The sequence below is a fragment of the Bartonella mastomydis genome, from assembly GCF_900185775.1.
In the GTDB taxonomy this organism is placed as follows: Bacteria; Pseudomonadota; Alphaproteobacteria; order Rhizobiales; family Rhizobiaceae; genus Bartonella; species Bartonella elizabethae.
In genome coordinates this window covers 982,757-1,006,083 of sequence record NZ_LT883138.1, presented here as the reverse complement: position 1 = coordinate 1,006,083, position 23,327 = coordinate 982,757, and the positions used below count along the sequence as shown (strand labels likewise).

Here is a 23,327-nt window from a genome sequence, read left to right as displayed (position 1 = left end):
AGACAATGAGGCTATATAAAAAACAACAAAATATCTAGACATCCACCCTTAGGAGCGTTATAGAAACGCTCATTCTCATTTTTTGGCTCATCTTTTGGGAAGCTTATGGGTGATTAGCTCAGTCGGTAGAGCAGCTGACTCTTAATCAGCGGGTCGTGGGTTCGATCCCCTCATCACCCACCATTTATTTTGCATTATAAATAATTTGTTGATTGCGTAAAATTTTTTAAGATATAAGAGCTTCAATAAAATTGGGGAGGAGGAACAATCCGATACCATCATACTGTTTGCCAGCTCCCAATGGTATTCCAACTGCTCTTGGTACTTGAGTCTCTTGATAAGCAAGAAAGGCGTTTTTAGTCTTTTTGTATAGTTTTATGCCATAAGACTCTTCCCGTTTATAACATGCAAGCGAAGAGTTTTGATTGATTCAATGTGGAAGAAATTGGAAATGAGAAAAATTTACAGTATTCAGGTTTTCATTCAAGTTGAATAAAAATAAATTATATTTATAAATCAACATGTTATATGTTTTGGAAACGATTGTTTTTTACACGGATAACTATTTTCAAGTTTATGGGCATTTTTTTGAAGGAAAATAGATAAATATTTCTCTGTTTTTATTCAGAATAAGTTTCTTATAAAGGGGGCATTTCAAGTTCGAAGGTAAAAAAGATAAATGAAAATAATGATTGTATTAATTTACAGATGCAATTAGACTGCGGTAATGATTATATCATTGATAGGCACATAAAAAACATAGATAGTCTTTTATTTAGGGGGTGTTTTAGGGGATCTTTTCCAATATTGTTGCGCTTCAAAGATGGCGACCACGAATAATGAAATGATGAGTGGTATGATCAAATAAAGTATTCTAAAAACAATAAGTGCTGCGATAACATCGGTTGGATTTATATGGGGCATACCTGTTATGAAGAGCGCTTCAAGAACGCCGACACCTCCTGCTGGTGCATTGGAGAGAAGCGTTATCGTAAAAGATGCTAAGAAAACGCCAAGAACAGAAATAAAATGAATATCTGCATTGTAGGGGAGAACAGCATATATAATTCCTGCTGCTCCTAAAAGCTCTAGGGGGCTAATGAGGAGCTGTTGAATAACAATTTTTAGCCGTGGATAGGAAAGCTGAATTTTCTTGCCCAAGCGTAAGGGTTTCAATTGAAGCCAACTCCCAAACGTATAAAGCGCTATGCAACTGAGTAAAATGACTCCAACTGTCGTTCCAAGCCATTCAGGAAGCCCTTCATGAATGAGGGTGATAAGTTCGGGTTGCAGAACCAAAACGATCCCTAACAGTAAGATTGTGCCGATGACAAAAGTAAAAGAACAAAAACCTACTAATATGGCGATTTCTGTTCCATTTAATCCTTTCATTTTATAGGCACGATAACGCACGACGGCACCAGAAAAAACTGAAGCACCGATATTATGTGAAAGAGCGTAAGTTGTGAATGAACAGATAGCGATGAAAATCCAAGAAATTTTATGGCCTAGGTGTTGTAAGGCAATACGATCGTAGCCAGCAAGAGCAGCATAAGCAAGCAGGGAACATAAACAGGCTAATAACCAGTGCTGTGCATTTAAATCGCTCAAGCGTTCCAACACGTCTTCGAACGAAATGGCAGAGAGCTTTATATAAAGAATCCGAATAGATATCAGCATTGCTAAGATACCAATTAAGGGCCATATAAATTGCTTTATTTTCACGCTTCTTTATCCATTTTTAGTTTTCTATAAATTTTCATGATTATGCATATTTTTGACAGACCTTTGTTCTGTTATATGCTCTATAATGCCATTGGCAATTTCTTCATCATCCGTTACTACAACATCAGCCCCTAAATCAATGAGATAAGCTGTTTCTGTGTCGGATAATGCATGTGTGATTATCTGGATATCCTTCTGCATATCACGTATATTCACGATACATTCTCCGACTTCAATGGTACTTCGCATTGTAATAACAACTTTATGTGCATTATTTATATTGGCTGCGTTTATTATTTCTTGTTGAATGATATTACCACAAATAGCCTCAAAACCATCTGAAATCGCTTTATCAGCGAGGCGTTTTGATTCTTCTACAATCACTATGGGTTTATCTCTATTTATTAAAGATAACGCAACACACTGACCAATACGACCATAGCCAATAATGACAATATGGTTGTTTTTTATGGTCATTGGTAAAAAATCTTGGTCAGGATCTTGTGGATCAATATCAATAATTGTTTGGGTGTTTTTTGAAGAGGCAGAATTTTTTTCTAAACGTTTTTTAATTTTATTACAGGCAATGAACACAAGCGGATTGAGCAAAATAGAAAAAATTGCTCCTCCAAGAATTAAATCATGAGCGTCATTGTTTAAAAGTCCTAAGCTTAGACTTAAACCAGCAAGGATAAAGGAAAATTCTCCGATTTGAGCAAGGCTTGCAGCAATCGTCAAAGCCGTTGCATTTGAATAGCGAAAAGCTTTAACGATGAAAAAAGCGACAGCAGATTTTCCAATGACGATAATAAATAAGGTTGCTAAGAGAGGAAAAAAATGAGTCAAGAGTTTTTCTGGATCAAATAACATGCCTACAGAAACAAAAAAGAGAACAGAAAAGGCATCGCGCAGGGGTAAAGATTCTTCAGCAGCATGGTGACTTAATTCTGATTCGCTCATGACCATACCGGCAAAAAAAGCACCAAGAGAAAGAGAAACCCCAAATAAATGAGCGGCTCCGAAAGCTACGCCTAGGGCAATGGCAAAGACGCTGAGACGAAATAATTCACGTGATCCCGATTGTGCACTCATTTTTAAGAGCCATGGGATGACGCGTCGCCCAATGACGAGCATTAATGCGATAAATATAATGACTTTCAGGATGGTGAGACCAAAAACACCCCAAATACTTAAATCCAACCATTGAACGAGAGGGTCTAATGCTTCTTTTTTTGTATTGTTGAGGGTGCTTGCCAAGGATGGAATGAGGACAAGTATAAGGACCATTGCTAAATCCTCAATAATCAACCATCCAACGGCAATACGGCCTTTTTCTGTTTCAATAAGATGACGCTCTTGCAAAGCACGTAACAGGATAACAGTACTTGCTATGGATAAAGCAAGACCGAAGATCAAACTTCCGCTAACGCCCCATCCCATAATCAGACCAAGACATAAGCCTAAAAAAGTAGAAAATGCCATTTGCGCAATGGCAGCGGGGACAGCAATCGCTTTGACAGATAAAAGGTCTTTTAAGGAAAAGTGGAGCCCAACACCAAACATGAGCAAAATAATACCAATTTCAGCAAGTTGATTGATAATAACGGAATCTATTTTAAATCCACCTGTATTGGGGCCCACAATAACACCAGCTAACAAATAGCCCACAAGGGGTGAAATCCGCAAACGGCTAGCAATCATTCCCAAAAGAAATGCTAAACATAAACCTGCAACAATGGTTGTGATAAGTGGTGTGTCGTGGAGCATGGACTATTTACTATTCTTGATCAAAAAGCGAATGAATGAAAATGCCTCTTATTTCTTTGAAACGGGAGGAATGATGTATCATATGTATCAAAGAACATTTTCATTTTGCTTTCGTATTTACACGATTATTTCGTTCACGCCACCAATTTCCTAGTAGGAGTAAAATAGGAGCAGCAATAAAGATAGAAGATGATGTTGCAATAATAATCCCAAAGACTATGGGCAATGCAAAATTATGGACGGCACTTCCACCCCATATTGCCATAGGAAGCATAGCAAGAATTGTTGTGGCGGATGTAAAAAAGCAACGGACAAGAACCTGATTAATTGATAGATCAATCAGTTCGCGCAATGGCATTTTTTTATAAAGACGCATATTCTCGCGCATCCTATCGTAGACGACAACCTTATCATTTATAGAATATCCAACAATTGTTAAGAGTGCAGCAATGGCTGTTAAATTAAAATCAAATTGAAATAAAGCAAAAAAGCCGATCATTTTTGTGGTGTCTAGAATGAGTGTGACAATGGCTCCAATAGCAAAAAACCATTCGAAGCGTAACCATATATAGAGAGTCATGGCAATGGCTGCGAGAATAACAGCTGTAAACGCAGCCGTGGCAAGTTCGCCTGAAATTTTAGGGCCAACAACTTCTATTTGATCAAATGTGGTATCAGGATAGATATTTTGTACAGCTGTTTTGACCTTATCAATGGCGATGCTTTGTTGTGCTTCGCTTCCACTTTGTTTCTGCATGCGAATGAGTACGGTGTTTTCGTTATCGATATTTTGCAGGCTAATTTCCCCAATATTAAGGGTAGAAAGCTTGGAACGCAGGGTTGCTAGGTCTGCTGGTGCTTTTGTGGTAATACTCATTTGGCTGCCGCCAATAAAATCAATTCCAAAATTCAAGCCAGGCTTAAAAAAGAGAAAAACTGAAGCTATTGATAAAATAATTGAGACACCAATCCCAATGAACCGCGCTTTCATAAAGTGAAAAGTTGTATGTTGGGGGAGAATGTTAAAAGCAGAGTGAATATGCAATTTTTTAATTTTCCATTTACGAACAATCCAAATCATGATGATGCGTACAATGGTGATATTTGTGAACATGGAGATGATAATCCCAAGCAACATAGTTACGGCAAAACCACGAACGGGACCGGTACCAAACCAAAAGAGTAAAACAGTCGCTATAATTGCCGTAACATTTGCATCAACAATGGTTGCAAAAGCCTGTTTAAAACCACGATCTAGAGCAGCAAAAGCACTCACACCTTTTCGACTTTCTTCACGGATACGTTCATTGATGAGAATATTTGCATCAACGGCAATACCGATGCCTAAGATAATACCTGCAATACCAGGCAGGGTCAGCGTCGCACCGAGAAGACTGAGGGCTGCAAATGTTAAAATCGTGTGGAGCGCTAGGGCTATATTGGCAATAAGCCCCCAAATTCGGTAGAGAAGAAAAATAAAAATTGCAACAAGTATAAAACCGATTATACCAGTGTAAAGTCCCATTTGGATAGCATCAGCACCAAGATTTGGTCCTACCGTCCTCTCTTCAATGACTGTGAGTGGAGCAGGGAGAGAACCAGCGCGGAGCAAAGCAGCCAGAGTTGAGGCTTCTTTGGGGTCAAAGTTTCCTGTAATTTGACCTTGCCCATTGGGTATGACACTATTGATGGTAGGAGCGGTTAAAACCTTATGATCCAGAACAATGGCAAAAGGACGATTAATATTTTGTCGTGTTATATCGGCAAATATTTTTGCACCAGCAGAATCTAGCGTAAATGAAATAATAGAACGCCCTGGCATTTGCGGGTCAAAACCAGCGCGGGCGTCTTTAAGGACATTTCCATCTAAGGCAATTTGATCATAAATTGCATAATGTTGTGTTTCATCAGTATATCCAGGAAGAATAGAAACACCTATAGGGGGATTATTGGGGTCCACATTAGAGGGAACAAGATGAAAACTCATCTTAGCGGTCGTGCCTAAAAGATCTCGCAGTTGTTTTGGATCTTGTAAGCCAGGCAATTGAACCATAATACGGTCATTTCCAACCTTTTGGATCGCTGGTTCTGAAACACCAACTTGATCGATACGGCGACGGATGATTTCTAAGCTTTGTTCAATAGCATTGCTTACACGATCTTTTATTCCCGCTTGTGTTAATGTGACACGAAGCATTTCATTTTGAGCACTGATGGTGATGTTATGTTCTGTCGTCCCAAAACTGCTGTGTATGGGGGTTATTAATGTTTTTAAGGCTGCGAGAGCTTTTTCAGTTTGTGATGCATCAGAAATAACGGCAACAACACTATCTTCGACGATACGAACACTTGAGGTACGGATTTGCTTTTCACGCAATGTATTGCGCACGTTGTTTAAAACGATGTGTAATTGATCGCGTTTTAACGTTTTGCTATCGACCTCGAGTAGGAGAGAAGAGCCTCCTTGAAGATCAAGACCAAGGGCTACACGGGTGTCGGGTAAGAATTTTGAATTTTTAACTTGTTCGTGTGAAAATAAATTGGGTAAGGCAATATAAATGCTGCTTAAAAGGATAAAGCAATAAAGGGTAGTTAACCAACGAGGTGTACGCATGATATATTCCGCTAATAGGCAATCTAACAGTGATTCAAAGTTAAAAGCACAAGTAAAGTAAGATGATTGTTTTATAATTCAAGGAAGAAAATTAGGTGTATTCATTGGGAGGAGCCCGTTTATTTGAGAAATATTGTGCTTTTGCGTTATGAAGTTGTTTATAACTAGCTGGAATTTTTATTAAAAAGAGTTCCAATGTTAGAATCTTTTGAAAGGTCCTCATAAAAATAGATTCTGCATGGAATGTTACAATTTTTTTGGTTTCAGTTGTTAGAACATTCAACTGATCACATTTGTTGTGTATGTTTTGTAAATCAAATCTATTCGTTTTAATAATATTCCTAATGATATTATCGGCGTGTGATTGTTTGATTGAAGAGGCACGCGCTCCTAGGTTACTCATCAAAAATATACCCAAACTGGATAGAAAAATCCAGCTCATCAAAGGGAGCAAATTTTCTTTTTTGCAATAGAGGTACAAAAAAATCATGCGAGAGTGTCTTCTTTAATCTTATTAAGTTCAGCTTACAATTATTCCCTCTTATTATCAGTATTATAGGATAAGGGAAAGCTTTTATAAGATTATTCTACAAAAGTTGAAAATATTTGTCTTATACTATATTTAAAAAGAGCGGATAAAATCCTTTTTGTATACCTAAGGTAGATATGTATTCATTTTGTAGAAAAAATACCCATATACTTTTCCTTCTTTTGGGGATTATCGTTATTTTTAATTCTGGTGCATGGGGAAATGAGGGGGCGCACAGTACAATTGTCGAACAGACAATAGCTTCTTATTCAGTTGATGAAATTATTCAAAAACAACAGTTGATTATTGAGAATCTTGAAGAAAATACTGAAACTTTAAAAAGAGATTTTGACAGAAAATTAGAAGATGAGCATGCTCTGGAAGAATTGCGCTTACGTGCACAAGATATCAGTGAACGTGCGCTCGAGGCAGCATTTGTTTTGCGTTCTCCTCTTAATGAGATTAATGCACTTCTTGATCAATTAACCGAGCTTAATCATGATGTAAAAAAACTGAAAAGTTCAGTGAAAGAATACGCTTACTTGATAGAGCAAAAAGCTAAAATTAATCGTATTATGCTTCGCTTTGAAGCAATTTTTTTGGCGACAAATAGAATAGCTGAACTTTCTATTTCTCAATCTCGTGAGCTTTTTAAACGCACACTGACCGATAGGCTTGAATTTTCGATTCCGATGATTAAACATCTTATCCAGAAAACAAAAGAAGCTTCATCAGATTTTCTTTTGCTGTTGAGTTCTTGGTGTGGTTTTATCTTTTATTTCAAGCCTTTACAGCTTTTTCTTTGCTTTTTGATTCCACTTTTCATCACTTTGGGACTTTCATATTTTTCTCGTAAGATTCTTGTCCATGTATATTGCCATTTTACCAAGTCTAATGAGGAAATATCCTATTTACAACGCTTATTGATCGCCTTTATTTCAGTTCTTCTCCCTTCGCTTATCTGTGTTCTTTGCGTTTATCTTGTGTTGTTTTTGTTTCGTAATTTTAATTTAGATCCAGGTAAGCTTACAACTGTTTTTAATACGATCGGTTGTCAAATAATTTTAGTCTTTTTAATCAATCGCTTAGCAGTTGTTCTTTTATCATCAAATATGCCCCATATACGTCTTTTCAATGTTGCACCATCATCGGCTTATCAATTGGTGATTTTACTCACTTCTTTAGGGGGTGTTTTGGCATTTGATGCTGTTTTTGATAGTATTTATCAAATTATTTCAGCACCTCTATCTTTGACAATTGCTAAAAGTTTTATTGCTGTTTTTCTTGTCGCGATATTGCTGTTTATAATAGCATTTATCCCTTTGCGCTTTAGACGTCAGTCTTTTCTAGGAGAGAAAAGAGAAGCATATTTTTGGCCATTTTATATACGCATTCCTTTTATTGGCTTGGGATTATTGCTCTTTGTGTTGAATTTTTTAGGCTATGTTGGTCTCGCGCGTTTTATTATGCAGCAAATTATGATTGGTGGAGCATTTTTAGTTCTCATGTATTTAGGCATAAAAAGCGCTCAAGCAATTGGAACTAAAGGACAATTTATGAAGACAACTGTTGGTCATTTTTTGATGCAGAGGTTTCATTTAGAAGAAAAAACAATGAATCAATTGGGAATTGTTTTAAGCGTTTTTCTCAATTTTTTTGTTGTTGTATTTTGTGCAATGCCAATCGCTGCACAGTTTGGATTTTCCTATTCCGATTTTAAAGCAGTTTTGTGGCAATCGGTGAGCGGTTTTCAGATCGGAAATATGACTCTTTCTTTGATCTCTCTTCTAACAGGAATTATTTCCTTTTGTGTTTGTTGGTTCCTTATTCGCCGATTTATTGGTTGGTTAGATCATGTGGTGTTAGACCATGGAGAATTCGATTCTGGTGTCCGTAATTCTATCAAAACAGTGATAAGTTATGGAGGCGTTGTTCTGTCTGCTTTGACAGGACTATCAATGGCAGGTTTGGATCTTAGAAATTTTGCTCTTATTGCTGGAGGACTTTCGCTTGGTATAGGTTTTGGTTTACAGAATATTGTTCAAAACTTTGTTTCTGGACTTATTATTTTAGTTGGAAGACCATTTAAAATAGGAGATTATATAGAAGCTGGATCAGTCGGGGGGGTTGTTAAGCGTATTAGTGTACGAGCAACAGAACTTGAGACCATTCAGCGCAAAACGATTATTATTCCCAATTCAAGTCTTATTAATAATAACGTTAGTAATTGGACACGACGCAATAAAGTAGGAAGAATTGATATTCCGGTGACTGTGTCATCTAAGGTTGCTCCAGAGCATGTTGTTGAAATTTTACTAGAGATTGCTTCTTCGACAGAAGGTGTTTTAAAAAATCCTCTCCCACAGGTGAGTTTTACAGCATTTGATAATAAGAGCTTTTCCTTTAATTTGGCTGTTTATGTCCCTAATATTACCGCACCTTCTCATGTAACCAATACTCTTCGATTTGTCTTATATAAGCGCTTTACTGAGGAAGGAATCTTAGAATGCTAAAATATATTTATGCTTTGATGATAGGTATTCTGTTGAATATTTTTACCATAACGGCTTTTGCAGCAACAGTGAAAAATATTGATTTAAAGATACAGCCTCTCATTGTTGTCGAAGGAAGTATACCTTCAAAGTTTTCTTTAAATACACATCAAACAATAACAATTTGTATGAAGGGATGCTTTATCACTTTTCCTAATAAAGATCGTTTTGTAATAAAGGCAGATGATATTGTAGAAATTAGTAGGGGAAGGGCAATTTTTAAATAAAATGATTGAGAACTTTTGTTCAGAGACAAGTTTTAGAAGGATAATAAACTTGCACGTGTTTATCATCTTACCTTGTGAAAATTGATAGAAAAAAACGGATGATTTTCGTGTATGATAGTTTTACTCTATATATAGAGTAATCTATAGTATATATTTTTGATATATAAATATTAAGTTATATTTATAATACTTTTAATAAATATTGATTTTATAAAAATAATTACATCATTTTTAGCAATTTTAATAATTTATCTCATTAAAAAAAACGAAAAATATTGTTTTTTGTGTTTTTAGCGAGATATTTTTAATACAAAATGTTTTATATTTACTCATTTCAAAATATACAATAGATGTTTTTGTTAAATATTTATTATTTAAAGTATTAAAATTCTAATATTTTTAAATTTATTAAAATTTATTTGCTAAACTTCAATTTTGATGTAATGATGTATTTATATAGTGATTGTTTTAAATGTAACTATACAAGGAGTAAATGCAATTATTTTGGTGTAATATTTTATAAAACTTTGTTTTTCTAAATGTGATTTTTGATTATATTTAAATTTAGCAATGGGGTATAATTTTATGAATACAAAATTTCTAACAGCATCTATTTTTTCTTTTATTTCACCTTCTATCGTACAGGCTGCCGATGTGGTGGCTCCGGAAGAGCCAATACATGTTGTCTCAGAAGTTGTTGCTTCTTCACCTTTTTCTTGGGCTGGTTTTTATTTTGGAGGTCAAATTGGTGGCTTTTCAAGTAAAGTTTCTGGAACAACGCGTGATGTTGATATTCCTCTCTATCCTGATGAGGAGAGTAAAACTAAGCCATGGGTGCCCCTTGAGAAACAGTATAAGCCTGAACTTTCTGGGTTTATAGGTGGTTTATATGCGGGTGTTAATTTTGATCTTGGTAATAATTTGATTGTTGGGCTTGATACGGATATCATTTTAACGGAAAAAAAGGATACAAAAACGAAATTTCAAGCTGAGAAATCCGGTTCTGATGGATCGAGCACTGAAGAACCTGCATCTGATGGATCGGGCACTGATTCTGAAGATACAGTAGATGGAAAGGAGAAAAAGGCTAAATTTGTCCGTGGATTGGGGCAAGGTCTTTCTCGATCTGATCCAGAGAGTAAAGAAGAGAAAAATAGTTTAACTTTTAATCATACGTTAAAGCAAAAATGGACGGGTGCCACACGGGTACGTGTTGGGTTTTCTACTGGTCGGGTGATGCCTTATATTGCTGGTGGTGTTGCTTATGGACAGTTTGAAGATATTTTATCGACAGTCATTACGGGAGAAGAGCCTTTCAATAAGACAGAAGATGCTACAAAAACGATGATTGGTTATACTCTCGGTGGTGGTATTGATTTTGCAATGACAGATAATCTTGTTGTACGTGCGGAATATCGTTACTCGGATTTTGGTAAAAAGAAATTTAAAGACGAGATTGAAGTTAAGTATAAGACGAATGACTTTCGTGCAGGAATAGCTTACAAATTCTAATTTTGTGGAAATAAAGAAGCTCAAGTTTAAGAGGTCCTATTTTTGATAGGGCCTTTATCTTTTGAAATTTTATGCATTATCAATAGTATATCATAATAAAGAAAGAGATTGTTGATTTTGAATGATGATGAGAAGGTAAGGAAGCCTTACTCAGATTCTTAATTATTAAGAATGAATTTTCTTAAACTCATAGGGTATGGTGATTTAGTGCCAAAAATGTGTCTCAAAAAAGCAGCAATGATTCGTATTTTGTACTATCTCAGTACCATTTGAGAGCGTGATGATAGGGTTTTAAAAGGTGGTTTAATTTCTTTCTGCCTTCTATAACCCATTCAAAAATAAAGGAAAATACACATGTTGTGGTGCGGACGGCGGGACTTGAACCCGCAAGGTCTTCGACCGGCAGATTTTAAGTCTGCTATGTTTACCGTTTTCATCACGTCCGCGATGAGGGTTCTCTCATAAGCTATATCTTTTATTGAATCAAGAATTAATGACAAAAGAAAAAAATTTCATTTTTTTTTCGTGAAATTTTGACTGACAATGGTTTTCTTTATCGTTAGAAGAAGCCTTTAATAATATAAACAAAGTATGAAATGATCAGTGTTATGAGTAAATTTATTCAAGACGTTACAAAAGCTATGGTGGGATTGCATCACGTGTTTGCTGAAACTCCCCTTCAAAGGAATGATTTTCTAAGCCAAAAATATGATGCAGAAATTTATTTGAAGCGTGAAGATTTAACACCGGTGCGGTCTTATAAGATTCGTGGTGCTTTCAATTTTGTTTCAGAAATGCTGAGCAGTATATCGTCAGATTCCGCATTTGTGTGTGCTTCAGCAGGGAATCACGCACAAGGGGTTTCTTTTGTTTGTCGTTATTTTAAACGTAAAGGCGTGATTTTTATGCCTATGACAACGCCACAACAGAAAATTGAGAAGACACGTATTTTTGGTGAAGAGTTTATTGATATTCGTTTGGTTGGTGAAACATTTGATCAATGTTATGAAGCTGCGCAATCTTTTGTCGTGGAGAACGGTGGTGTGATGGCTCCTCCGTTTGATGATATTCGCATTATTACGGGGCAAGCAACAGTGCTCTGTGAAGCTGCTTTGCAATGGAAAAAACTCAATGGAGAAAGTGAGCCAGATTTAATGATTGTGCCGGTAGGGGGAGGTGGTTTGGCAAGTGGGATAAGCAAGTTCTTACGCGAATATGGTTGGAATACAAAGCTTCGTTTTGTTGAGCCCCAAAGAGCTGCAAGTTTGCTTGCTTGTTTGGAGAGTGGAAAAAGGGTCAAACTAGAAAATATTGATACTTTTGTAGATGGGGCTGCGGTGGCTGAAATTGGTGCACTAAACTATACAATTTTAAAGCATTTTTCTCCTGATTCTGTCATTACGGTTCCTGAAAATCGCGTTTGTTCTACGATGGTTGAAATGCTTAATGTAGAAGGTGTGGTTCTTGAACCAGCTGGTGCTTTATCGATTGATGCGCTTAACAGCATTCCATCTCAAGAGTTAAAGGGTAAAAAAATTATTCTCGTTATTTCAGGAGGTAATTTTGATTTTGCGCGTTTGCCAGAGATTAAAGAGCGTTCTTTACGTTTTGAAGGCTTGAGAAAATATTTTATTTTTAGTTTTCCGCAACATCCTGGTGCATTGCGTCATTTTCTGTCCACATTATCACCGGATGATGATATTGTGCGCTTTGAATATTTTAAAAAATCAGCGAGAAATTTTGGTTCTGTATTGGTGGCGATTGAAACAAAAAAATACGGCAATTTTCGTCTCTTAGAAGAAAAATTTCAAGCGTTAGGTTGGCGCTATCGTGATATTACGGATGATCAAACATTATTTGATTTTGTTATTTGAAAAATTGAAATTTTACTAAAACGAGAAGTGTAAAAATGAAATCTATTTTTTATTTTGTGCTGAGTCTATTTTTCTTTTTGATTGTTCATCAACAGAGTTTAGCATCTCAGCCAACAGCACTACAAAAAACTGAACTGTCCAAAATAGTTGTTGATGTCAATAATGCTATAAAAAGTGAGGACTTTTCGCTTATATCTCATTATATGCCTGAGCGGCTTTATAAAGAGATGGCACGTCGATTGAATACAACAGAGGATGCTTTACGTGATAATTTTCTTCAACAGTTGCAGAAGCAATTTGAGAACTTGCCTTCTGGTGCTTATTGTTTAGACAAAGAAAATATTGATTATCTTCAAACAGATAACGGTACTTTATATGCTCTAATTCCAACGATTCTGGAGAAGAAGGATCGCATTATTCAATATAAAACTTTGGCGATTTTTGATAAAACCCAATGGTATTTAATTTATGGCGGTCAAAAAACTTTACAAAATCCAGTTTTTCTCGAGATTTATCCTGATTTTATCAAGGTACATTTACCAATGGAGACAATCATTAAGAAATAAACGATTTCAATATTTGGGGGTCGTGATAAATGTATTTCGTAAAGTCCTTGCTTTTTTATCATAATCCAATGATAATGAGGGTAAGGGTATTTAAGCTGGTTTGTTAGCTTTTTGTAAAGTGAAGTTATATGCCTTTACCTTGACTTCAAGGTACTCATGAGTTGCGCAGGTCGCTTTTCAAGCGTTGCTTCGTTTAAAATGTCAAGGATTTCTCTTGCGCGGATTCTTGAGTGGAGAGTTCAGTTGATGACTTCGTAAAAGTTGCTCAGCTGAGGGAAGATTTTATTTTGCCTATAAAAAAAGAAGATGTTTTTAAGAAGTTAGGTTTGCCTACTCTTTTGATTAAAAATTTACGCATTTCTGGGATGAGTAAACCTAAACCTATACAAGAACAAGCTATTCCAATGATGTTGAAAGGACACGATATTTTAGGGATTGCACAGACAGGTTCTGGAAAAACTTTGGCATTTGGCTTACCTATTTTAAGTCGAGTTTTAACTTTGGGTGATAAACGCTGTCCTAAAACTGCACGCGCTTTGATTTTAGCGCCAACCCGTGAACTTGCTGTTCAGATTGATGAAGCAATTCGTACTGTAGCGAAAGGAACGCATCTTTCGACGTGTCTTATTTTTGGGGGAGTATCACGTTTAAAACAAATTAAACGTATGGAAGCAGGAGTGGATGTTTTGATAGCCACTCCAGGGCGTTTGAGAGATCTTGTTCGTGAAAAGTGTGTTGATCTTTCTCAATCTCGTTTTTTGATATTGGATGAAGCAGATCGTATGTTGGATATGGGATTTATTCATGATGTTAAGCAAATTGCAAAGCTTTTGCATCAAGAGCGTCAAACAGCACTTTTTTCTGCAACAATGCCGAAAGAAATTGCTGCGCTCGCAAAGTGTTTACTCAATGATCCGGTGAAGATTGAAGTTGTTCCTCAAGGCACTACAGCTGTAGAGATTACCCAGAAATTATATTGTGTTCCTACGAGTGAAAAAAAGAATGTTTTAAGTAAAATTTTGACAAATCCAGCTTTTAATTCGGTTATTGTTTTTACGCGAACGAAACATGGGGCTGATGCTGTCACACGTCATTTAGCAAAGATAGGCTATTTAGTTGCAACAATTCATGGGAATAAATCACAAGGTGCTCGCCAATCTGCTTTAAAAGCTTTTCGTGAAAGATCGGTCCAGATCCTTGTTGCAACAGATATTGCTGCACGCGGTATTGATATACCAGGAATAAGCCATGTTATTAATTACGACTTACCAGATGAAGCTGAAAGTTATGTGCATCGTATTGGTCGTACAGGACGCAATGGTGCATCGGGTGAAGCACTGACGCTTTTTGATGAAAAAATAGAAAGGGCTCGGTTGCGTGCCATAGAGCGCTTGATTCGTATGAAATTGGTGCCTGAATCTGTTCCAGAACAATTTGCAGCATTTCCAGAAAAGCTGATTGTGCCAAAAAGTGAAGAAAGAGAAAACAATAAAGAACGCCGTTTAAAAAAATCTAAACGTCAGAAACGATTTTTAGATCGAAAAGATGATGCTGCACAGTTACAGCGGAAGAATGCTTCCTCTCCAAATGAGAGACATAAAAAAGCAAAAGCAGCGGCAAAGCGTGCAAAGGCTTTTCGTTTTCGCAAGTCAGTCAAGAAGGCGGCTTAAATAAAATCTTGAAAAGAAATTATGTCTTGAGAGTTTTTTTTACTTTTATCGATTTCTTTTCAATTAAAAAGAGACATACAACATTCTTGCTAAAACAAGAGAGATCTTCAAAGGTTTTCATTTTTTAGAAATGGGAACCTTTGGATGTTTGGACTGATTTAAAAATCTTTTGAAAAAAAGTTTTATTGTAGAGATGATTATTCATTTGCTTTATTCCCATTTTTAAAAATAGGGATAAAGATCAATTTTATTTATATAAAAGATGCATTTTATTGTTCATGATAACTTTTAATTTAATAATTTTATTATCTGATAATAACTGATTGTTTTATATATTAAATAATCTACCTCTATTGTAAAAATTTTTTCATTTTGAATCTGTTTATATTGATCCCTTAAAACTATTTGTTTGCGTGTTACAAACGAGATTGCCGTATGGATAAAACATTTAAGAAATCAATAAAATGATTCTTATAACCTATTGCAAAAAAGGAATATTTTTAACATTGAGTGTTAGAAAATAGCATGAAGGTATGGCTTTTATGGTAGGTCAAAGATGGTGCTCATCAATGGTTTTTATTATACTATTTACGAGAGCTATTGTAAAACGGATTTGGCAGATTTAAGGGATGTCTCTTTAAATATGGTGTAGATGCACAATACAATGGAGAAAGTACCCATGATTTGTTGAAGGTTTTCACAGGATTTTCATCAACTTAGATTGCTATATTGTTTGTGCTGTAAAACACTCTCGTTTAGGGATGTTATATAAAGCCCATAACACTTTTACGCACTTAGTGTTTTTATGACAGTATAAGAAATATTCAAGACAAGGCTGTTTTTAGAATTTATGAAGTGATGAGAAGGGGGAATCTGTGAGAGTAAGAAGCTAGACTTTATTACAGACTTTTCGGTTGGGAGTTTCTGCTTTCAAGGTAGGAAGGAAGTATGAGGTGTAGGGAGATAATATAAATGATTTTGATTGTGTTTTCCCGTTTTTCAAAATGATTGCTTCAAGAGCAGATTTTTGAGTTTAATTGTTTTATTGAGTAAAAATCATTTTTGGATTGGAAAACAAAGTTTATACGAAATCTTTTTCATTACTGGTGGTGTTTAATAATTTTTTCTCATGAAAGAAATCATCATTTGTAATGTGCAAAAAATTATGGTGTTTTTTGATAGAGATGCGGTGGTTTGAAAAAAGTAATTCTTTCAAATTAACCAATAAGAAAAATACTTGTACAACAGTTTTCTCTTTAAAATGAGTTAATCATTTTCGCGTTCATTGCAAAAAATACATCCCGTAGGACATTGCATTTCTACTTTATTGCAAAAATCCTCTTTCCTAACTTTTATTAACAAATCTCTCATGTTTAAAAAGTGTTAGAAAAAACAATAAACTATATAGGATAAAAAAGAAGTGGCTCCCCGGGCCGGATTCGAACCAGCGACCAACCGGTTAACAGCCGGTTGCTCTACCGCTGAGCTACCGGGGAACGATGCTCAACCATTTAGCTGAAGAGGCTATAGCAAAGCAATACTGATTTGCAAAGGATAAAATTACTTTTTTTAAAAAAAATATGATAAATTGTGTGAGTTAAGAGGAAAAAAGGCGAGAGAAGGTTTCTACACCTTGACGGATGCTTTACCTTCCCTTATTGAGACCTTTATATTTGTTGATGAGGCCTTGTGGCGGAATGGTTACGCAGAGGACTGCAAATCCTTGTATCCCGGTTCGATTCCGGGCGAGGCCTCCAGCCGATTTTAAACAAAACGGCTTTTAGGGGAGGTATAAGCTAAGAGATTATTTTCCTCTACAGTTGTAAAGACACTTTTGTATGACAGACTCTCCTGTTAGAATCGAGTTGTTGACTGTCGTATCTTTTTTTGTAACACCTATAGTTTAAGAGAGCTTAGTCCCTCATTGTTGCTATTTTGTTTATTTTTTGTAGGTTAGGAGAAAATAGTCGTTATGGTTGCAGATTTTGCTGAGCTTCGTCGCAAAATGGTTGACAATCAAATTCGTACAGTTGATGTAACGGATTTATCAGTTCTTGAAGCGTTTTTAACGATATCTCGTGAAGACTTTGTATCGGAAGATATGAAAGCATTAAGCTATCTTGATACCGATATTGTTTTATGTTCAGTACGAGATGAGGTTCCTGCACGCTATTTGATGAAACCTGCATCTCTCGCGAAATTGTTACAGCTTGCTGCTGTAAAATCATCAGATGTTGTTTTAAATATTGGTGCAAATAGTGGTTATTGTGCAGCTTTGCTTTCAAAACTTGCAGGGTCTGTGATTGCGTTGGAAAGTAATCAGTCTCTTTTTGAACATGCTCTTGAAGCTTTGGAACGTAATCAATGTGATAATGTGGTTGTCATTCATGGTCCCTTAGAGCAGGGATACGCTGTTGAAGGGCCTTATGATGTGATTTTTATAGAGGGATCTGTCGATTTTATTCCACAAGGTATCTTTGATCAAATGAAAGACAGTGGACGTCTTGTTGTGGTTGAAGGGGATGGAAATGCTGCTGTAGCACGAATCTATATAAAAGAAGATGGAATCATTTCTCCTCGTCGAGCTTTTAATCTCGCCGTAAAGCCTCTTCCTTGTTTTTTAAAAACACCTAGTTTTGTGTTTTAGTGCTTGTTCGTTTTATGAATAAAAGATAATTTCGTCATTTATTTGGGGTTTGTTATTGTGTGTATTGTGTTTAAGTTAAGCAAGAAGTTTCAGGCGTGTTTTTTATTGGTGTTGAGTCTTTTACTCTCAGAGACTGTTTGTGCTGAAACATTGATGGATGCCTTTTCGAAAGCTTATAAACACAATGCTAAGTTAAATAGTGAACGGGCGGCTGTCCGTATAGCCAGTGATGATGTTGTCATTGCGCGATCAGGGTTCTTACCACAAGTTGAAGGGGTTGGAAGCTATGGACGGAATAAGTCTTTTACAGGTCCTTATGTTACTTCTGGATCTATAGGCGTGAGATTAAATCAAAGATTATTTGACGGTTTTATTACGCAAAATATGTTTTCTTCAGCTCAAGTTAAGCTGCAAGCTCAACGGGAATATCTTCGTAATGCTGAACAAAATACCTTTCTGGAGACTGTGACAGCTTATGCAAATGTCTATCAAGCACGTCGTGTTGCTGATCTTCGGAGAGAAAATTTAGCAGCTCTTGAAGAGCAAGTTCGTTCTAATAAAGCAAAATTTGATGTGGGTGAGGGAGGGCGCGTCGATCTTGCTCAAGCTCAAGCGGCACGTTCCGTGGCTATTTCAGAATTGAGTCTTGCTCGTGCTGATGTAAAAGCAGCAGAGGCAGTTTATCGACAAATTATTGGTTCCGATCCTGAAAAGTTAAAACGCCCACCCATTGCTACAGATTTTCCCGTCAATCTTGATACGGCTTACCAAATGAGCGTTGTGATGCATCCAGCAATCCTTTATGCTCAATATTTAGTCGATGCGAGTGGTTATAATGTAAAGGCGAAAGAAGGAGCACTGCTCCCTAAAGTTGATTTTTCTGCAACAGCTTCTTATAATCGGATTTACAGTGGTGCTGGAGAGGATGGCGTTTCTAAATCGATAGGATTGTCTGTGAGTGTTCCGATCTTTGAAGGGGGACGTACGTCTGCGCAGATTCGCCAGTCGAAGGAACAGCTTGGGCAGGCGCAGCTTCAACTCGATTTGGCCTATAGTAATACGAGACAAGCCCTTACTTCTGCTTGGTTCCAGTTGGAAGGTGCACGCGCATCTGTTATTGCTTACCGTGAAAGTGTTCGTGCTGCTGAAATTGCTCTAAAAGGTCGTGTTCAAGAAAATCGTGTAGGGCAGGCAACGACATTAGATGTTTTAAATTCTCGTACTCAATTGATTAATGCTCAAATTGCGCTTGCAATGGCAGAGCGTAATGCTGTTGTGGCAAGCTATAGTGTTCAATCATCTATTGGTAAATTGACAGCAAATTATCTCGGCTTAAAAACAATTCAATATATTCGATAACACATAAAAATAGCCCCTTTGATTTCAAATCATTTTAGTTTTTAAAAAATTGGTTAATCTGTCGTTGGATATGTCGAAAAATAGCGCAGTAATATGTTCTTTTAAAGTGCAGAAAGTTGTGTGTAGGGCCCTCTTTATGACAAGCATATTTGAAAATATCACGAGAGGCATGTTGATCTTATGATTCTTTTGCATACACTGAAAATATGATTCTATTTGTTGTTGCGTCTTTGAGAGGTTGTAAAGTATGGTACAGAGTTCAAGCGTGTTACGTGAGCCAAGCATGGATGAAATTTTGACATCTATTCGTGAAATAATCGAAGAAAATGCGGTTCAATCTGATCACTTTTTAAATGAAGATGTTGCAGTAAATGCTTCGGAAGATCGTTCAGAAATTGCATCAGAAGGTGTTTATGATACAACTCTATCGGTTGATGATGCTATGAAGGCTTTAGCTGATCGCATTGGTCTTTCTACTGAAAACCAAGGGGGAAGGATAGCACAAGAGAAAGAGGATACAGCGGTAGAAAATAATACAGTTGGTGTGGATGTGCAAAAGATGAAGCTTTCTTCTGAGGAACGGAATTCTGTTTATAAAGCAAAAGAATATGAAGATGAGATCAGGAAGTCACAATCAGAAACTGAAAAGGCTGGTCGTGTGGAATTGTCTGCGTATTGTATTTCTTCCGCGGAAAAAATTGCAAAGGATGTGTTGCGTCCGGCTATAGCAGAATGGTTGCAGTCTAAATTGCCTGTTTTGCTGGAAGATATTTTACGTGAAGAGATTGTGAAGGCGATAAAAAAATCGTCTTAATTATTTTTATGTTTTTTATTTTATGAAAAATTTGTTTGAGGTTTTGCGAGCTCTCTAGTGAGGGATGGGCTTTGCGGGATTTTGATCATATATTGTGTTTTTCAGCGGCGTTATGGATGGATAGAATGTTAGAAAAAAACTATGATGCTGCTTCCATAGAGCAACGGGTTGCAAAGAGATGGGAGACTCGTGGGGCTTTTAAAGCGGGAGCGGGTTCTAAAAGTGGTGCAGAACCTTTTTGCGTTATGCTTCCACCGCCTAATGTTACAGGCTCACTTCATATGGGGCATGCGCTCAATACGACAATTCAAGATATAATGGTTAGATTTCAGCGGATGCGTGGCAGGAATGTGTTGTGGCAGCCTGGTATGGATCATGCTGGGATTGCTACCCAAATGGTTGTAGAGCGTCAGCTTGCAGAGCGCCAAGAGCCAACGCGTCAGGAAATGGGAAGAGAAAAGTTTATTGAGCGTATTTGGGAATGGCGTCATGAAACGGGAGGCATTATTGCAAACCAATTGCGTCGCCTTGGCGTTTCATGTGATTGGTCACGTGAGCGCTTTACAATGGATGAGGGGTTGTCGCAGGCTGTTCGTGAAGTCTTTGTTACGCTTTATAAGCAAGGGTTGATATATAGAGATAAACGCCTCGTCAATTGGGATCCTAAATTGTTGACCGCTATTTCCGATCTTGAAGTTGAGCAAAAAGAAGTTCAAGGACATTTGTGGCATTTTAGATATCCACTTGAGGGTAAAGTTTTTGATCCAAATGATGCGACAACTTTTATAACAGTGGCGACAACACGACCAGAAACAATGCTTGGTGATACAGGAATTGCCGTTAATCCTGAAGATGAGCGTTATAAAAATCTTATCGGTAAAAATGCTCTTTTGCCGCTTGTTGGTCGTAAGTTATTGATTGTTGGTGATACGCACGCTGATCCTGAGGCTGGGAGTGGTGCGGTAAAAATCACACCCGCTCATGATTTTAATGACTTTGAAGTAGGACAGCGTAATGGTTTACGCTTAATCAATATTTTTACCCAAAAAGCCGAGATTTTTCTCCATGAGAATGAGGCATTTTTTGATGATTTGATTTTATCAGATGAATTAAAAATGTTAGTAGAAAATCTTGATAAATCCGATCGTTTTGTTGCGCGCCAGAAGATTATTTCTTTGATGGAAGAACGAGGGTATTTAGCTTCTGTTGATGAACATTCCCATATGGTTCCTCATGGAGATCGTAGTGGTGTGCCTATTGAACCTTTTTTGACAGATCAATGGTATGTTCATGCTGCTGAATTAGCAAAGCCCGCGATAGAAGCTGTGCAACAAGGAAAAACGCAGTTTGTTCCCGATAATTGGAAAAAGACCTATTTCAATTGGATGCAAAATATTCAGCCTTGGTGCATTTCTCGCCAATTATGGTGGGGACATCAGATTCCTGCTTGGTATGGCCCTGATGGAACAGTTTTTGTTGAAAAAAGTGAAAAAGAGGCTTTAGATTCGGCTTTTGCTCATTATGGTGAGATGGTTGATTTAATCCGTGATCCGGATGTTTTAGATACTTGGTTTTCATCAGCTCTTTGGCCTTTTTCAACATTAGGATGGCCCGATAAAACAACTGAATTATCTACTTTTTATCCAACATCTTTATCCGTGACAGGATTTGATATTATTTTTTTCTGGGTTGCTCGTATGATGATGATGGGACTTCACTTTATGGGTGAAGTTCCTTTCCCAACGGTTTATGTGCACGCTCTTGTCCGAGATCAAAAGGGTGCAAAGATGTCAAAATCAAAGGGAAATATTATTGATCCCTTAGAGCTTATTGATCAGTATAGCGCTGATGCTCTTCGTTTTACTTTGGCTATTATGGCAGCGCAAGGTCGTGATGTAAAACTTGATACTTCTCGCATTGCTGGTTATCGTAATTTTGCTACGAAGTTGTGGAATGCAACCCGATTTGCACAGATGAATGGTGTAAAACATGATCCTGCTTTTAAGCCAGAACAAACAAAGCTAGCGCTTAATCGTTGGATTTTAACAGAGCTCTCTAAAACAATTTCAGCAGTGACGACGGGTATTGAACACTACAAGTTTAATGAATCAGCAGCTGCACTTTATCGTTTCATTTGGAATACATTTTGTGACTGGTATTTAGAACTTCTCAAACCTATTTTTCAGGGCGAAAATGAAGAGGCTAAAAATGAGGCTCAAGCTTGTACTGCTTGGGTGTTAGATGAAGTCTATAAACTTCTTCATCCCTTTATGCCGCATATGACAGAAGAGTTGTGGTCTCTTACAGAAACGCAAGAGATAAAGCGTGAAGATATGCTCGCATTGACAAAATGGCCAGAGAAAATATTGATCGATGAAGAGGCTGCTGCTGATATTAATTGGCTTATTGATGTGGTCACAGGGATTCGTTCTGTACGTTTTGAAATGAATATTCCAGCCGCTACACGAGCACCTCTTGTTGTTGTCGAAGCAGGGGAAGTGACGCGAGAGCGTGTGCAGCGTTATGAGGCGCTTCTTAAAAAGTTGGCGCGTATCGAAGTCATTGATTTCTCTGATAAGGTTCCAGAAGTATCGGCACAAATGATTTTGGGAGAGGCTGTTTTTTGTTTGCCATTAGGACAGTTGATTGATTTGGAGGCTGAGCGTGTTCGTTTGAGGAAGGAGGCTTGTAAAATTGAACAAGATATTGAAAAAATATCACTTAAGTTAAATAATCCCAAATTTATAGCAAATGCAAAAACAGAAATTGTTGAAAGTGAACAAAATAGGGTTGTAGAACTGCGTGCTGCGCAAAAGAAGATATCTATTGCTTTAGAGCGGTTGGGCTGATTTTTACTTTTTTAATGGATGATTTTATAGCATTATGGCTGGTATCGATTTTTTTTAGGAAAAACTTTTCTTTTTTTCGTCTTTCGCGAATGCGATTATGAAATCTTTGTGGGGAGTCACAACGTTTTTGTGCTTATCATGAAAGAGACATCTCTTAAGGCACTCAAAGCTCATTTCGCGCCGGCACTCATGAATGGTATAACGGTAAAGCTATTGAACCTCCTCATCTTTACGCTTGTGAAGTAACGAGTCAGTGCCATTGCACACACTTTGGTCAGCGCCCAATATTGCGCGAAAATAGTCTTTGGAATTTGTGACTGTTCATATGAGGCGTTTTAAATTCTCTTTTAAGCTCATCTGCAAATCTCACGCATCGCTTATGAACAAGTGATTTTAATTACTTCAATATAAAAGGGAGAAGGAAGATTCCTGTATTGGAGGGTTTTATTCAAATTGAAATTGATAATTTATCTTTATAAATCAATTGATTGTATATGAAAATAAATGTTTAATTTTATTGAATACTTTTGATAATTTTCATTTATTGGTCTTTTCTTTTAAAAATTTTACTTTAGAATCTCTCGTATTTCTTACGAAGAAGAAGCGTTTAAAGATCTACAAA

Annotated in this window: 13 protein-coding genes and 4 tRNA genes; 12 read left to right on the top strand and 5 right to left on the bottom strand. The window is 36.8% G+C overall.

Annotated elements, in window-relative coordinates:
* Nucleotides 1–107: 107 nt before the first annotated feature.
* Nucleotides 108–183: transfer RNA gene (locus FJG96_RS07635), tRNA-Lys, on the top strand.
* A gap of 588 nt (nt 184–771) precedes the next feature.
* On the opposite strand, the gene FJG96_RS07630 is transcribed toward FJG96_RS07635, so the two are convergent.
* The 3 genes from FJG96_RS07630 to secD form a co-directional block, all read right to left on the bottom strand.
* The gene (locus tag FJG96_RS07630; RefSeq protein ID WP_139413421.1) at nt 772–1,725 is read right to left on the bottom strand and encodes a lysylphosphatidylglycerol synthase transmembrane domain-containing protein; all 954 of its coding nucleotides are present in this window, start codon (nt 1,723–1,725) and stop codon (nt 772–774) included.
* A gap of 24 nt (nt 1,726–1,749) precedes the next feature.
* Nucleotides 1,750–3,492, bottom strand: a complete 1,743-nt coding sequence (locus FJG96_RS07625) for a cation:proton antiporter domain-containing protein (protein ID WP_139413420.1) — start codon at nt 3,490–3,492, stop codon at nt 1,750–1,752.
* A gap of 100 nt (nt 3,493–3,592) precedes the next feature.
* Nucleotides 3,593–6,106: a protein translocase subunit SecD gene (gene secD, locus FJG96_RS07620; RefSeq protein WP_139413419.1), complete on the bottom strand. Its 2,514-nt coding sequence runs from the start codon at nt 6,104–6,106 to the stop codon at nt 3,593–3,595.
* 666 nt (nt 6,107–6,772) lie between these two features.
* Here secD and FJG96_RS07610 point away from each other — a divergent pair.
* From FJG96_RS07610 to FJG96_RS07600, 3 genes are all read left to right on the top strand, one after another.
* Entirely contained in the window at nt 6,773–9,148 is a 2,376-nt protein-coding gene (locus FJG96_RS07610) for a mechanosensitive ion channel domain-containing protein (protein WP_139413417.1), read from the top strand.
* Nucleotides 9,142–9,414 carry a hypothetical protein gene (locus FJG96_RS07605; protein ID WP_139413416.1) on the top strand — a complete coding sequence of 91 codons (273 nt, stop codon included), beginning with the start codon at nt 9,142–9,144 and terminating at the stop codon, nt 9,412–9,414. The genes FJG96_RS07610 and FJG96_RS07605 overlap by 7 nt, the downstream gene beginning before the upstream one ends.
* 585 nt (nt 9,415–9,999) lie before the next feature.
* Nucleotides 10,000–10,926 (top strand): outer membrane protein, encoded by a 927-nt coding sequence (locus tag FJG96_RS07600; RefSeq protein WP_180338251.1) that lies wholly within the window; start codon nt 10,000–10,002, stop codon nt 10,924–10,926.
* Nucleotides 10,927–11,286: 360 nt separating this feature from the next.
* Here FJG96_RS07600 and FJG96_RS07595 read toward each other — a convergent pair.
* A tRNA-Leu gene (locus tag FJG96_RS07595) sits at nt 11,287–11,372 on the bottom strand.
* Nucleotides 11,373–11,522: 150 nt separating this feature from the next.
* Here FJG96_RS07595 and ilvA point away from each other — a divergent pair.
* The 3 genes from ilvA to FJG96_RS07580 all read left to right on the top strand — a co-directional run bounded on the left by ilvA (nt 11,523) and on the right by FJG96_RS07580 (nt 15,036).
* Nucleotides 11,523–12,800 carry a threonine ammonia-lyase IlvA gene (ilvA, locus tag FJG96_RS07590; RefSeq protein WP_139413414.1) on the top strand — a complete coding sequence of 426 codons (1,278 nt, stop codon included), beginning with the start codon at nt 11,523–11,525 and terminating at the stop codon, nt 12,798–12,800.
* 35 nt (nt 12,801–12,835) lie between these two features.
* Nucleotides 12,836–13,366, top strand: a complete 531-nt coding sequence (locus FJG96_RS07585; protein ID WP_139413413.1) for a hypothetical protein — start codon at nt 12,836–12,838, stop codon at nt 13,364–13,366.
* 287 nt (nt 13,367–13,653) lie between these two features.
* Nucleotides 13,654–15,036 (top strand): DEAD/DEAH box helicase, encoded by a 1,383-nt coding sequence (locus FJG96_RS07580; protein WP_180338263.1) that lies wholly within the window; start codon nt 13,654–13,656, stop codon nt 15,034–15,036.
* Between the two features lie 1,421 nt (nt 15,037–16,457).
* On the opposite strand, the gene FJG96_RS07575 is transcribed toward FJG96_RS07580, so the two are convergent.
* Nucleotides 16,458–16,532 (bottom strand) — tRNA-Asn (locus tag FJG96_RS07575).
* 187 nt (nt 16,533–16,719) lie between these two features.
* Between FJG96_RS07575 and FJG96_RS07570 the strand changes: the two genes are divergently transcribed.
* The 5 genes from FJG96_RS07570 (at nt 16,720) to FJG96_RS07550 (ending at nt 22,705) form a co-directional block, all read left to right on the top strand.
* Nucleotides 16,720–16,793: transfer RNA gene (locus FJG96_RS07570), tRNA-Cys, on the top strand.
* 215 nt (nt 16,794–17,008) lie between these two features.
* A complete protein-coding gene (locus FJG96_RS07565) occupies nt 17,009–17,683 on the top strand; it encodes a protein-L-isoaspartate O-methyltransferase family protein (protein ID WP_139413411.1) in 675 nt (224 codons plus the stop codon).
* A 57-nt stretch (nt 17,684–17,740) separates the two neighbouring features.
* Nucleotides 17,741–19,042 (top strand): TolC family outer membrane protein, encoded by a 1,302-nt coding sequence (locus FJG96_RS07560; RefSeq protein ID WP_180338250.1) that lies wholly within the window; start codon nt 17,741–17,743, stop codon nt 19,040–19,042.
* 247 nt (nt 19,043–19,289) lie between these two features.
* A complete protein-coding gene (locus FJG96_RS07555) occupies nt 19,290–19,856 on the top strand; it encodes a DUF2497 domain-containing protein (protein ID WP_139413410.1) in 567 nt (188 codons plus the stop codon).
* Between the two features lie 125 nt (nt 19,857–19,981).
* Nucleotides 19,982–22,705, top strand: a complete 2,724-nt coding sequence (locus FJG96_RS07550) for a valine--tRNA ligase (RefSeq protein ID WP_139413409.1) — start codon at nt 19,982–19,984, stop codon at nt 22,703–22,705.
* The last annotated feature ends 622 nt before the right edge of the window (nt 22,706–23,327 follow it).

Coding starts and splice junctions, on each gene's coding strand:
- FJG96_RS07585 (WP_139413413.1), top strand. CDS start 12,836: ATGAAATCTATTTTTTATTTTGTGCTGAGTCTATTTTTCTTTTTGATT.
- FJG96_RS07625 (WP_139413420.1), bottom strand. CDS start 3,492: ATGCTCCACGACACACCACTTATCACAACCATTGTTGCAGGTTTATGT.
- secD (WP_139413419.1), bottom strand. CDS start 6,106: ATGCGTACACCTCGTTGGTTAACTACCCTTTATTGCTTTATCCTTTTA.
- FJG96_RS07565 (WP_139413411.1), top strand. CDS start 17,009: ATGGTTGCAGATTTTGCTGAGCTTCGTCGCAAAATGGTTGACAATCAA.
- FJG96_RS07555 (WP_139413410.1), top strand. CDS start 19,290: ATGGTACAGAGTTCAAGCGTGTTACGTGAGCCAAGCATGGATGAAATT.
- FJG96_RS07605 (WP_139413416.1), top strand. CDS start 9,142: ATGCTAAAATATATTTATGCTTTGATGATAGGTATTCTGTTGAATATT.
- FJG96_RS07550 (WP_139413409.1), top strand. CDS start 19,982: ATGTTAGAAAAAAACTATGATGCTGCTTCCATAGAGCAACGGGTTGCA.
- FJG96_RS07610 (WP_139413417.1), top strand. CDS start 6,773: ATGTATTCATTTTGTAGAAAAAATACCCATATACTTTTCCTTCTTTTG.
- FJG96_RS07600 (WP_180338251.1), top strand. CDS start 10,000: ATGAATACAAAATTTCTAACAGCATCTATTTTTTCTTTTATTTCACCT.
- ilvA (WP_139413414.1), top strand. CDS start 11,523: ATGATCAGTGTTATGAGTAAATTTATTCAAGACGTTACAAAAGCTATG.